The organism is Muriicola sp., from assembly GCF_041567615.1.
Classification (GTDB): domain Bacteria; phylum Bacteroidota; class Bacteroidia; order Flavobacteriales; family Flavobacteriaceae; genus Muriicola.
Genome location: NZ_JBFGBM010000062.1, coordinates 1 through 12,960 on the forward strand (window position 1 = coordinate 1; position 12,960 = coordinate 12,960).

Sequence of the window (12,960 nt, forward strand, 5' to 3'; positions counted from 1 at the left end):
GATACCGGTAAGTTCTGCCCCTTTCGCAATTATCTTGTCGTATACCTTTTCCAGCAACCGGGGTACAACGGTCATCACATTGGGCTTCACCTCTTTCAGGTTATCGCTGATCTTTTCCAAATTCTCGGCAAAATAGACGCTGATCCCGCAATATTGATAGAGATAAAGGATCATCCGTTCAAAAATGTGACATACGGGCAGAAAACTTAGCGACTTACCACCGGGTTGGAAAGGTACCCGGCTTTGGCTGCCTAGGATGTTAGAAACGATGTTGTGGTGGGTCAGCATGACCCCTTTTGGCCTACCCGTAGTACCGGAAGTGTAGATCAACGTGGCCAGGTCCTCAGGCTTTACGTCGGCTTTGCGCATTTCCACTTCCTCTTGCAGTTGGGTGTCCTCACCCATGGAAAGCAGTTCTGTCCAGTGTTTACAGCCAGGGATCTCATCGAAAGAATACACCTCCTTGAGAGAGGACACCTGGGCTTTGATGTTGTTGACCTTATCCAGTACCTCAGTGCAGGAAACAAAACAATAGGTGGCCTCGGAATGGTTCAGGATATAGGCGTAATCCTCTTCCGAAATGGTCGGATAAATAGGAACATTCTGGGCGCCTAGCTGTAAGACGGCAATATCGATAATGTTCCATTCCGTCCTGTTGGTCATGGAGATGATCGCGATCTTCTCGTCTGCCTTCACCCCGAGCTTTAATAGCGCCCTGCTCATCGTATTCGCCAGACGGATATACTCGCTGGTGGAAGTGGCTTTCCATTCTCCATCGGATTTGGTGACCAGACACCTGTCTAAAGGAAAATGCTCCAGTTGATAATAGGGGATTTCGAAAAGGCGGGTAATGCTTTGCATAGGGAGACAGTAATGACCTTTGCAAAGTAATAAAAGGGAGCGGGATTATAAAACGGGATTGATAAATTTAGGCCCCAATTTTTCAGATATCCTTAATAGGTCCGTTGGTCCCTATTCCTCTCTTAAATCAGATAACATCTAAAAGATTTGACTGAGATCACTTTTCTGAATGCTGTTTTAAGAGCCAGTCTCTGGCATTGACAAAGGCCTCCAGCCAGGGAGATACCTCGTCTTTCCTATCCGGATAATGGGCCCAGTTCCAGGGGAAGATACTCCTTTCTATATGCGGCATGGTCACCAGGTGCCTGCCGGAAGGATCGCACAGCATAGCAGCGTTGTGGTCACTTCCATTCGGATTTGCGGGGTATTGGTTATATCCGTATGTCGCCACAATGCTATATCGGTCTGCCGGGTAGGGCAATGAAAATTTCCCCTCTCCATGGGAGATCCATACCCCAAGGGTAGTGCCGGCCAGGGAGGATAACATGACCGAATGGTTCTTTTCGATGCGCACGGAGGTGAAGCTGCTCTCGTGTTTGTGGGAATCGTTATAGGTCATCTTGCCATGCCTATCGTGATCCGGGTTGATGAGTTCCAGTTCCATGAACAACTGGCAGCCGTTGCAGATGCCGACAGACAGCGTATCCGGTCTTGAAAAGAATCGCTCAAGGGCCTGTCTCGCCTTCTCGTTGTAACGGAAGGCACCGGCCCATCCTTTGGCGCTGCCCAGGACGTCTGAATTTGAGAACCCACCTACAGCTCCGATGAACTGAATGTCTTCCAGGGTCTCCCTTCCGGCGATCAGGTCGGTCATGTGTACGTCCTTCACCTCGAATCCGGCCAGGTACATGGCATGGGCCATTTCCCGTTCAGAATTACTTCCTTTTTCCCTGAGGATCGCCGCCTTGGGCCTTGCCCCCTGATATTCGGGAAGCGTGCCTCCGAACCGCTCCGGGAAACGATAGATCAGCGGCTGGTTTTTATAGTTTTCATAACGCTGTTTCGCAAGATCACCCGCTGTCTGTTTAGAGTCGAGCAAAAAGGAGGTCCTGTACCAGATCTGCCGCTGTTCATACACATCGAGCTGTAGGTTGTCCTTCCCATTCCTGATCCTGAGTTCGGGGGTCGCGACCACAGAGCCTATCCGCTGGAAGGCGATCCCCTCTTTATCAAGGACCTCTTCAACCTTCCTACTTCGGGCCTGGAAGACCACCCCTGCATTTTCTGAAAACAGGAGTTTGAGGGTGTCTTTTTCCCCCAGGGCGGTAAGGTCGAGTTCAGCTCCTATCTGGTTGTCTGCGAAGCACATCTCGAGTAAGGTGGTGATGAGTCCGCCTGAGGCCACGTCATGCCCCGCGAGGATATCCCCATCTTTAATGAGACCTTGCAGGGTGTTGAAGGCCTTGCGGAAATAGGCTGCATCCTTTACCGAAGGAGCCTTTTGGCCAACTTTGTTCAGGGTCTGGGCGAAAGACGATCCACCCAGGGCAAAATCATCCTGCGACAGGTTGAGGTAGTAGAGATCACCCCCTCTGGTCTTCAGGACCGGTTCCACTACCTTGCGGATATCGCTGCAGTGGGCAGCTGCCGAGATGATAACGGTTCCCGGTGCCAGCACTTCCTTGTCTTCGTACTTCTGCTTCATGGACAGAGAATCCTTTCCCGTAGGCACATTGATACCCAGGGCGATGGCGAACTCGGAGACCGCTTCCACGGCCTCGTACAGCCTGGCGTCTTCGCCCGGGTTACGGCAGGGCCACATCCAGTTGGCAGAGAGGGATACAGAATCAAGGCCGTTTTCGAGGGGCGCCCAAACCATATTGGTCAGGGATTCCGCAATGCTGTTTCGACTCCCTGCCTCGGGATCGATAAGCCCTGAAATAGGGGAATGCCCTATGGAAGTGGCAACACCCTGAATTCCTTTAAAGTCGAGTGCCATTACGCCCACGTTGTTAAGCGGGAGTTGCAGCGGACCCGCACATTGCTGGACGGCAACCCTTCCTCCCACACACCGGTCGACCTTATTGGTGAGCCAGTCTTTGCAGGCTACAGCTTCGAGCTGGAGGACCCCGCTGAGGTACTTTTTAAAATCCCTTACGTCATAGGCTGGGTCGTCATAGATGCGATCTAATGTTTCATCCGTCATGATCGTTTTGGGAGAACTTCCAAACATATCTGCCAGTTCTAGATCCATAGGCTTTTCATTCCTCTTTGCCGAGGTAAAGGTAAACCTCTGATCTCCCGTGGCCACACCCACCTCATACATAGGGGCTCTTTCCCGCTGGGCGATCCTCTCCAGGAAACCGCAATCCTTTTCACCGATGACCAGTCCCATACGCTCCTGGGATTCATTTCCAATGATCTCTTTAGCAGAGAGGGTGGGATCCCCGATGGGTAATTTATCCATGTCGATAAGACCCCCGGTTTCTTCCACCAATTCGGAGAGGCAATTCAGGTGTCCCCCGGCCCCGTGATCGTGGATGGATACAACGGGATTGGTATCATTCTCCACCAGTCCACGGATGGCATTGGCGGCCCTTTTCTGCATCTCGGGGTTGGATCGCTGCACGGCGTTGAGTTCGATGGCCGAGCTGAATTCTCCCGTGTCCGCGCTGGACACCGCAGCCCCACCCATGCCTATCCTGTAGTTGTCCCCTCCGAGGATCACAATCCTGTCTCCTTTTTTGGGTGTTTCCTTCAGGGCCTGGGAGGCTTTTCCATATCCGATCCCGCCGGCCAGCATGATCACTTTATCATACCCCAGCACTCTCCCGTGTTCTTGGTGTTCAAAGGTGAGTACGGAACCAGCAATGAGTGGCTGACCGAATTTATTTCCAAAATCTGAGGCCCCGTTCGATGCCTTGATCAGAATGTCCATGGGGGTCTGGTAAAGCCAGGGTCTTGGCTTCATGGCCTCTTCCCAGGGGTGACCCTTTTCCAGGCGTGAATAGGCGGTCATATATACGGCGGTTCCGGCCAGGGGAAGTGAACCTTTCCCTCCGGCGAGCCGGTCCCTGATCTCTCCCCCCGAACCTGTGGCCGCCCCGTTAAAAGGCTCTACCGTGGTCGGAAAATTATGAGTCTCTGCTTTTAGGGAAAGAACGGAATCGAATTGGGTTTCCCTGTAGAAGTCGGGTTTGTCAGGAGAAGCCGGCGCAAATTGCACTACTTCCGGCCCTTTGATAAAGGCCACATTGTCCTTGTATGCGGAAACGATGCTGTTGGGGTGCTCCTGGGAGGTCTTTTTAATGAGTTTGAACAGGGATGAAGGTTTCTCCTTGCCGTCTATCACAAAGACCCCGTTAAAGATCTTGTGGCGGCAGTGTTCCGAATTTACCTGGCTAAACCCGAATACCTCGGAATCCGTAAGGGGCCTGCCGAGTTTTTTAGAAAGATTTTCCAGGTATGCTATCTCCTCCTCGCTCAGGGCAAGGCCCTCAGCCGCATTGTAGGCGGCGATATCCTCTATGGGTTTGATGGCTTCAACATCCACCGAGATCTTAAAGACCTCCTGTGAGAGCCCTTTATATTTCTGGGAAAGCATGGGATCATAATCCCTGAAATCCTCTTTTACCGCATGGAATTCCTCAATCCTGCTGATCCCTTCTATACCCATGTTCTGGGCGATCTCTGTGGCATTTGTACTCCACGGAGTGACCATGGCCGCCCTGGGTCCAACAAAAAAAGCGTCGAGAGACGCCGTTTTCAAAAGGGGTTGATTGCCAAAAAGCCATATCAGTTTCTCCGTATCCGCGTCACTCAATTCCCTTTGGGTTTCCAGTGCGTATACCTTGTGTGCGGGGTCCCCGAAAAAATAGATCATGTAGAAGGTTTAAACAGCTTGTAATGAAGCCACAAATTTACACTAAATCTGCTTCTTTTTGCCCTTCAGCCCGGAACAGTTTTCAAGGGGCGTTGTTCATTACTTCAGAAAGCAGGGGGGCTTTAACACTATTTCCTATGGAGGGCGGCCATATAAAAACCATCAAATCCTGAGGAATGTGCAAAGACATGGCGCTCTTTCTCGAGTTCAAAAGTGTTTCCTTCAGGGCTATTCAGGAATTCATGTATCTGTTCGGAGTTTTCCCTTGGCAGGATAGAACAGGTGGCATAGACCAGTTTGCCTCCGGGTTTCACCATCTTGCTGTAATCTGCCAGGAGTTGTTTTTGGGTCTGAGTGATCCCGTCCAGATCAGAAGGCTGGAGTTTCCACTTGGTATCCGGGTTGCGCCTTAAAACTCCCAGCCCGGTGCAGGGCGCGTCTATCAGGACCCTGTCTGCTTTTTCGTGCAGTTTTTTGATCGTTTTGGTCGATTCGATCAGGCGGGTCTCCAGGTTGTGGACCCCATTGCGGCGAGCTCGCCTCTTGAGCTCATGCAATTTCTGCGGATAGATGTCAAGTCCGATCAGCTGACCCTTATTTTCCATCAAGGCGGCGAGGTGCAGTGACTTACCCCCAGCGCCGGCACAGGCATCGATCACTCGCATTCCCGGTTCTACTTCCAGCATAGGGGCTACCAGCTGGGAGGAGGCGTCCTGTACTTCAAAGAGTCCGTCTTTGAAGGCCTGTGTGGCGAAAACGTTGCTCCTTTCTTTGAGGACCAGGGCGTGGGGATATCCCTGGATAGGATCCGATGCGATCCCCTCATCAAGCAGATGTTTTCTGAGAAAGGGCAGACGGGTCTTGAGGGTATTGGTCCTTAAAACCACGGGTGCCGGTTCATTCAGGGCGTGGATCTCCTTCTCCCAAAAAGCTTCTTTAAAGGATTTCATCCCGAGATCGTCCATCCAGTCGGGGATGGATTCCCGGTATTTCCTGATCTTTGAAAGCTCGTCGAACCTTCCTTTGATCCGCCTTGTAGGCGTATCTTCCAGTTGTTTCCAGTTGGGAAGGGCGATCCCCCTCAGGACGGCCCACACGGCAAAAAGGCGAAAGAAGTTGGCGCGGTCAAAGGGTTCTTTTACCTCTGCGATCTCCGCGTACAAACGCTTCCAGCGTACGATATCGTAAAGGGTCTCGGCGATGAATCCTCTGTCTCTTGATCCCCAGCGCTTGTCCCTCTTCAGGATTTGCTCCACGGCCTTGGAGGCATAAACTCCTTCATTGAAGATGAGATGCAGTCCGTCTACCACGGCAAAGACAAGATTTCTGTGCAGGCGCATGGGAAAATTTTAGACCGCAAAGGTATCGTTTTGGAGAGGATTCCCTGTATTTTTGATGAAATTATCACCCATGCGAGTCTTCATTACCCTGTCCCTGGCCATACTGCTTTTCAGTTGTTCCCAAACAAAGTCTTCAAAAACATTCACCTCAGTAAAGGTTACGGATCTCTTCACGGATTCCGTCAGCATACGAGCCCTGGAAGTGATGGATGGGAGTGTGGCTTTTGCAGGCACCGGGGGGATTTTTGGTACAGTCGACCAGCAAACCGGACAGATCAGGGCCAAGCAACAACGGTACGACACTATTTACCCGGAATTCCGGGCAGTGGCGCATACCTCATCTGATTTTTTTATGCTTTCGGCCGGGAGGCCGGCCCTCCTGTTCAAAACGGGGAATCAGGGACTTATGGAGTTGGTGTATAAAGAGGATGAGGAAGGCGTATTTTACGATGCCATGGCTTTTTGGAATGAAAAGGAAGGATTGGCAGCAGGAGATGAGATGGGAGGGTGTTTATCCCTGCTCATTACCCGGGACGGGGGATCTACCTGGAATAAAATAGACTGTGCTGACCTGCCGGAAACGATCCCGGGCGAAGGGGCCTTTGCTGCCAGCAATACCAATATTGCCATTGTGGGGGACAGGGCCTGGGTAGGCACCACGGAAGGCCGGATCTGGTATACTCCTGATAGAGGCAAGAGCTGGGAGGTCTTTAAGACCCCTGTTCGCAGTGATGAACCCACCCTGGGGATCTATACCCTTGATTTTTACTCGGATGAAGTAGGGATTGCCATGGGAGGGGATTACACGACTCCCGATGGGAACCTGGGGAACAAGGCCATTACCGAAGACGGGGGCAGGACCTGGGAGCTGTTAGCGGAAGGAGAAATTCCGGGGTATACGAGCTGCGTCCAATTCGTTCCCGGGAGCGGAGGCCAGGGGCTGGTGGCGGTTTCTTACTCAGGTATCTCCTATTCTTCGGACAGGGGGAAAAAGTGGTCAACTCTTTCGGAAGAACCTTTCTATACCCTGAAGTTTGTCAATGACAGTATTGCCTATGCCGCTGGTAAGTTTCGGATATCTCGCCTGAAATTCCAATAAAAAAGGGCAGACATGGTCCGCCCTTTTCCGACTAACATACGACTCCGTTTAAAAAGTCAACCCAAATCTACTTATATATAAACAACCTTGTAAGTCCTGCCTGTCCTCTGGTAATGCACGCCCCTGAAGGCAAAGTATTTCCTTCCTTTGACGAAGACCACCTTATGGCCCCTTGGGAGGGTTTTGATCGCGATCCCCCTGGGGGCAGCACAGACCACGTATTTCCTCCCCCTTGCCTTGTACCAGACCCCTTCTGCAAGGTGATAGCGTATTCCTCTGTGAATCACAAGTTTGGGCTTGTGAATAGTGGTCACTACCGTTCCGTGATTGGGGTATGCCCTTACCACTCGCTGGGCATTCACGGCACTCAGGGCGCCTAAAAGGGCTACTGCGATCAATAGAATTCTAAGCTTTTTCATAACAGTTTTTTTATGGGTTACATCTCTAAGACTGAAGAAAAAGCCGGGGGTTTAATAGAAAAAGGGGCCGATCGCCCCTTTTTCAATGCTATTTGTCGATTTATACCTACTGCCTCCTTTGCCTGATCTGCTGCAGCAGCCTTCTCTTGAAATCGTCCTCAGCCTTGATCAGTAAAAAGGTCTTCCTCGCTGAGATCAGGTTCGCCATCCGCTTTAAAAAAGCCGTGTTCTTCCGGTTGCGTTCCTCCTGTAATGCCAGGTACTGGTCCATCAGTTTCTGGATCTGCTGATCCGACATGTTGCGGAAATCCTGCAGCCGGTTTCGGATCTCATCCCTTTCCCGTAACCTGAGTTCCTCCATGGCCGCCTCGTGTTCATTGTAAACGGGCCAGAAGACAGCTGCCTCATCGCTGGTGAGACTTAACCTCTCTGTGATAAAGGCGATCTTCAGGGATTTTATCTTGTCCATACCCGACCCGGTCTGTGCAAAACTCAAGGTGCAGGACAGGAGCAGGGCCAGGATAAATAGTTTACTGATACTCTTCATGTGTTTCGATATTTAATTCGTCCAAATCGTCTATGGAATCCTCGAGGTAATCCAGGATCTCTTCCTGGTCTACTGGGGTCTCCATGAAATCACCGATCTCCAGTTCGGATACCGGCAGCACCTCGGCCAGTTCGTAGCTGCTCAGTTCCAGGTCGCGGGATTCTATATACTGGGTGATCTCGGCCTGGGCCAGATCCTCAAAAGTTGGTGTCCCCGTGTTATTTTTCTCTAACCCTATGACCAGCACAAAAAGAATGGCTACAGCGGCTGCCGCGTAGAGGAAAGGGCGGAAGGGTTTCAGGGTAAAGACCTTTGTTTCCCGTTGCAGGGTTTTGTCCAGGACCTTCTCTTCCAAGCGGTCAAAATAACCCTCGGGGACCTTAAATCCCTCTTTCGAAGGTATGGCCGAGGTATCCTTTTCCTCCAATCTGTTCAGGATACGTTCAGACAGGCCCTCGAAGTATCCCGGGGGTGTTGTAAAACCGTTCTTTTTAGGTATCTTTTTCATGTCTCAGGTATGACGGTGCTCACTGTCAAGGGTTTAATCCGATTTTAAAAAGGCCTCAATTTTTTTAGTGGCCAGGTGGTAGGAGGCTTTTAATCCGCCTACCGAAGTGTCCAGGATTTCGGCGATCTCTTCGTATTTCATCTCTTCATAGTACTTCATATTAAAGACCAGCTTCTGTTTTTCAGGCAGGCGCGCGATGGCCTGTTGCAATTTCAATTGTATGGCGTCCCCTTCAAAATACACATCGGCCTGAAGGTTTTCTGCCTTTCTCTCAATGAGTTCATCGCTGCTCACCCCCAATTTCCTCGATTTGCTTTTGAGGAAGCTCAGGGCCTCATTGGTGCCAATTCGGTACATCCAGGAGTACAGCTTGCTTTCACCCTTAAATTTTTCGATATTCCGAAAAACCTTGATAAAGGTGTTTTGCAATACGTCATCGGCATCGTCGTGGTCCAGGACTATCCTCCGGATATGCCAGTACAGGCGTTCTTTATAGGTGTTGATGAGTACCTCAAAAGCTTTGGCCTGGGTCTCCTTCTGCTTGAGTTCTCGAACTAAGGTTTCTTCAGCGATCAAAGTTAGTCTGTTATTTCCCTAAGACGGCGTTTCGCGCCAATGGTTTAATCCGAAGGCCGTTCAGCGCTAAATTTAGCAATTTTAAGACCGAATCACAGGGCAGCCTTATTCCGTCTTTAGTCAAAGGACTGCATGGCCACCAACTTGTGGTAAACGCCCTTTTGGGACATCAGAACTTCATGAGTGCCGGTTTCCAGGATTTTCCCTTTTTCCAAAACCACAATAGTATCCGCTTTCTGTATGGTAGACAGGCGGTGGGCGATCACCAGGGAGGTACGATGGGCCATGAGTTTCTCCAGGGCGTCCTGTACCAGGCGCTCGCTCTCTGTATCGAGGGCGGAAGTGGCCTCATCCAGGATCATGATCGGAGGGTTTTTAAGAACCGCACGGGCGATGGACAACCTTTGCTTTTGTCCCCCGCTCAGCTTGTTTCCGCTGTCGCCTATATTGGTATCATACCCCTTGGGGAGCTGGGTGATGAATTCGTGGGCATTGGCGATCTTGGCCGCTTCCACGATCTCCTCTTCAGACGCATTTTCCCTGCCCAGGGCAATATTGTTGCGCACCGTATCATTGAAAAGGATAGATTCCTGGGTGACCAGTCCCATAAGCCCCCTCAAAGACCACTGTGACAGCCTTTTGATATTGACTCCGTCGATCTTGATCTCCCCCTGGTCAACGTCGTAAAATCGGGTGACGAGGTTGGCGATGGTGCTTTTCCCGGAACCCGACTGCCCCACCAGGGCCACGGTCTTGCCTTTGGGAACCTCCAGGCTGAAGTCCTGCAGCACCCAGTCCTCTTCGTATTTGAACGAAATCTTTTCCAGGGTGATGGCCGATTGAAATTCGGTTTTATCCCGGGCATCCTCTGCATCCCTAATGGGGTTTTCCGTCTCGAGGATCTGCAGGACGCGTTCGGCCGCGGCATTTCCTTTCTTCACCCCGTAGGAAGCTTTGCTTATGGCTTTAGCCGGGGTGAGGATGTTGTAGGCCAGCCCCATGTAGGCAATGAAGGAGGAAGCATCCAGGGTCTTGTCGACCAGGACCATCTTTCCCCCAAACCACAACAGCACTCCAATGACGACGATGCCGAGGAATTCACCGGTCGGACTCGCCAGGTTCTGGCGGTTGAGGAGTTTGTTGGAGTAATGGAAAAACCGTTCTGTGGACGCACTGAAAACCTTGTAAAATCGCGACTCGGCATTAAAAGCCTTGATCACCCTCAAGCCCCCGAGGGTTTCCTCCACGATAGAGAGAAATTCCCCCTGTTCCCGCTGTACCCGGTCTGATTGTTTTTTCAGGGATTTCCCGATGCGGGAAATGATCATCCCAGCCAGGGGGATAAAGATAAAGACGAATACGGTGAGCTTCACGCTGATAAAGAACATCACGGCGATGGTGAAAAGGATGGTCAGCGGTTCCCTTACCAGCAGCTCCAGGATGGAGAGGAAGGAATGCTGTATCTCCAGCACGTCTGACGTGATCCTCGCGATCACATCCCCTTTCCGCTTTTCGGAATAAAAGGCGATTGGTAACTCCGTGATCTTGCGGTACATCTTGTTCCTGATGTCCCTCAGTACCCCATTCCTGAGAAAGGTGATGAAGTACATCGCCAGGTAATTAAAGAGGTTCTTGAGAAGGAAGAGTATGAGAACAAGTCCGATCACCAGCACGAGTGCCTGCATTTCATCCGATTCGGAATACGCTGTGAGACGGTAACTCAGGTATTCCTGCACATAGTCTTTCAGGTTGCCGATACCCGTGTAGACGGGTTTGTCATATACCTTTTCGGTTTGCTTGAAAAGCACGTCCAGCATAGGGATCAAAGCCGCAAAGGAAAGGGCGCTGAACAGGGCGTACAGGAGGTTAAAGAAGATATTTAGAAAGGCGTATTTCCGGTAGGGTACCGCAAAACGCAGGATCTTTCTGAAGTAGTTCATCAGTCCAGGTTCAGTTCGTGCAGGATTCGAGATAATTTATTATCCAGGGTCTCGTTGACCTTTTTGAAATCGGCTGCATTTTCCAGCCCTGCATTCACCGAGAAATAGAATTTTATCTTAGGCTCTGTACCGCTAGGCCTCGCCGCCATGCGCGTACCGTCTGCCGTGGTGTAGATCAGGACATTCGACTTCGGCAGGGGGATGGGGGTGACCTTGCCCGTCCTGAGGTCAGTGGAGGTGGAGGTGTTGTAATCGTCTACGGTGATCACCTCGGAACCATCAAGCGATTTGACGGGATTCACCTTGTAATCCTGCATCATTTGTGCGATCTCCTCTGCACCACTCATCCCTTTCTTGGTCAGTGAAACCAGTTTTTCCTTATAAAATCCGAATTCCACATAGCATTTGATCAGTTCCTGATAGAAGGAACTGCCCGCGGCCTTGGCCATAGACCCGATCTCACAGGCCAGCAGGGTCGAGGTGACCGCGTCCTTGTCCCGAACGAAATCGCCTACCATGAATCCAAAACTCTCTTCACCCCCTCCGATAAAATGTTGCTTTGGGTAATCCACGATCATTTTCGCGATCCATTTAAATCCGGTCAGGGAAGTCTTGCACTCCACGCCATAGGCATCGGCCAGGTCCTGCATCATGGGCGTCGATACGATGGTGGAGGCGATGAACTCATTGCCTTTGAATCCTTTCTTTTGGTGCTGGTCCAGCAAAAATTTCGTCATCAGCACCATGGTCTGGTTCCCATTCAGCAATTCCATATCGCCTTCGAGGTTCCTCACGGCGATGCCGAGCCGGTCACTGTCAGGGTCCGTTCCCACCACCATGTCTGCCCCGATCTCCTCCGCCTTTTTCATCGCCAGGGTAAGGGCTTCCGGCTCTTCCGGGTTAGGGGAAACCACAGTGGGGAATGCCCCGTCCGGTTCGGCCTGTTCTTCTATGATGGTCACCTTTTTATATCCGGCCCTTTTCAGTACTTCCGGGATAGCCGTAATGGAGGTGCCGTGGAGGGAAGTAAAGACGATGGAAAAGTCTTCCTTTCCCGGGGCATCGAAATTCCCGTTTTGCACGGAGTCATTGATAAATGCCTCGTCCACAACTTTATCTATGAGCTCGATATAAGATTCATCCGCTTCGAACTTCACGTCTTCCACACTGAGGCTGTTGATCTCTCCTATGATCTCCTTATCCTGGGGTGGGACGATCTGCCCTCCATCGGTCCAGTAGACCTTGTAGCCATTGTATTCCGGCGGGTTGTGAGAGGCGGTGAGTACTACCCCGGCATGGCATCCCAGATAGCGGACGGCAAAGGAAAGCTCCGGTGTGGTCCTGAGTTCTGAGAAGAGATATACTTTGATCCTGTTGGCCGAAAACACCTCGGCCACAGTACGGGCAAGGGTGTCACTGTTATGACGGCAGTCGTACGCGATCACGACCTTCAGAGGGGTGTCCGGATAGACCTTGCGGAGGTAGTTGCTCAGTCCCTGAGTACTTTTTCCCAGGGTGTACTTGTTGATCCTGTTGGTGCCTGCTCCCATCACACCCCGCATTCCGCCTGTTCCGAATTCCATATTCTTGTAGAACCTGTCCTTTAATTCCTCCGGATCGTTCTCGATGAGGTGTTGTATCTCTTTCTTAACGGCAGGATCAAAAAAATCGGTAAGCCAGGTTTTGGCGGTAGCTAGGATGTCATTCATGGAAACTGTGTTGGAAATCCGTGTAAATTTAAGAAGAATATTCCTTTACCCTGGGCACAAGGTTTATTTCTCCGGAAACCGTATAGCGGGGTTCGTTCTTTTTGGATCGCACCATGATCTCCCCCAGGAATCCGGCCA

10 protein-coding genes are annotated in these 12,960 nt (G+C 51.1%); 1 reads left to right on the plus strand and 9 read right to left on the minus strand.

All coding sequences use genetic code 11. From position 1 onward, the window contains the following. The 3 genes from ABYP73_RS05980 to ABYP73_RS05990 all read right to left on the minus strand — a co-directional run. A partial coding sequence (locus ABYP73_RS05980; protein ID WP_372973740.1) for a long-chain fatty acid--CoA ligase occupies positions 1-861 on the minus strand: 861 nt, incomplete at its 3' end. Between the two features lie 157 nt (positions 862-1,018). Further along, positions 1,019-4,684 carry a phosphoribosylformylglycinamidine synthase gene (gene purL / locus ABYP73_RS05985; protein ID WP_372973741.1) on the minus strand — a complete coding sequence of 1,222 codons (3,666 nt, stop codon included), beginning with the start codon at positions 4,682-4,684 and terminating at the stop codon, positions 1,019-1,021. Between the two features lie 128 nt (positions 4,685-4,812). Continuing rightward, positions 4,813-6,024, minus strand: coding sequence for an RsmB/NOP family class I SAM-dependent RNA methyltransferase (locus ABYP73_RS05990; RefSeq protein WP_372973742.1), 1,212 nt, complete (start codon positions 6,022-6,024; stop codon positions 4,813-4,815). A 70-nt stretch (positions 6,025-6,094) separates the two neighbouring features. Between ABYP73_RS05990 and ABYP73_RS05995 the strand changes: the two genes are divergently transcribed. Continuing rightward, complete coding sequence (locus ABYP73_RS05995; protein ID WP_372973743.1) at positions 6,095-7,123, plus strand: WD40/YVTN/BNR-like repeat-containing protein; 1,029 nt, start codon at positions 6,095-6,097, stop codon at positions 7,121-7,123. A 71-nt stretch (positions 7,124-7,194) separates the two neighbouring features. Here ABYP73_RS05995 and ABYP73_RS06000 read toward each other — a convergent pair whose 3' ends face one another. From ABYP73_RS06000 to ABYP73_RS06025, 6 genes are all read right to left on the minus strand, one after another. Further along, a complete protein-coding gene (locus ABYP73_RS06000) occupies positions 7,195-7,542 on the minus strand; it encodes a DUF6515 family protein (protein WP_372973744.1) in 348 nt (115 codons plus the stop codon). Between the two features lie 106 nt (positions 7,543-7,648). Then, a complete protein-coding gene (locus tag ABYP73_RS06005) occupies positions 7,649-8,089 on the minus strand; it encodes a hypothetical protein (RefSeq protein WP_372946200.1) in 441 nt (146 codons plus the stop codon). After that, positions 8,073-8,597, minus strand: coding sequence for a hypothetical protein (locus ABYP73_RS06010; protein ID WP_372946199.1), 525 nt, complete (start codon positions 8,595-8,597; stop codon positions 8,073-8,075). Before ABYP73_RS06010 ends, ABYP73_RS06005 begins: the two co-directional genes overlap by 17 nt. Before the next feature lie 33 nt (positions 8,598-8,630). After that, a complete protein-coding gene (locus ABYP73_RS06015; RefSeq protein ID WP_372973745.1) occupies positions 8,631-9,173 on the minus strand; it encodes an RNA polymerase sigma factor in 543 nt (180 codons plus the stop codon). Between the two features lie 116 nt (positions 9,174-9,289). After that, entirely contained in the window at positions 9,290-11,113 is a 1,824-nt protein-coding gene (locus ABYP73_RS06020; RefSeq protein WP_372973746.1) for an ABC transporter ATP-binding protein, read from the minus strand. Next, the gene (locus ABYP73_RS06025; protein WP_372945033.1) at positions 11,113-12,822 is read right to left on the minus strand and encodes a phospho-sugar mutase; all 1,710 of its coding nucleotides are present in this window, start codon (positions 12,820-12,822) and stop codon (positions 11,113-11,115) included. The genes ABYP73_RS06020 and ABYP73_RS06025 overlap by 1 nt, the downstream gene beginning before the upstream one ends. Between the last annotated feature and the right edge of the window lie 138 nt (positions 12,823-12,960).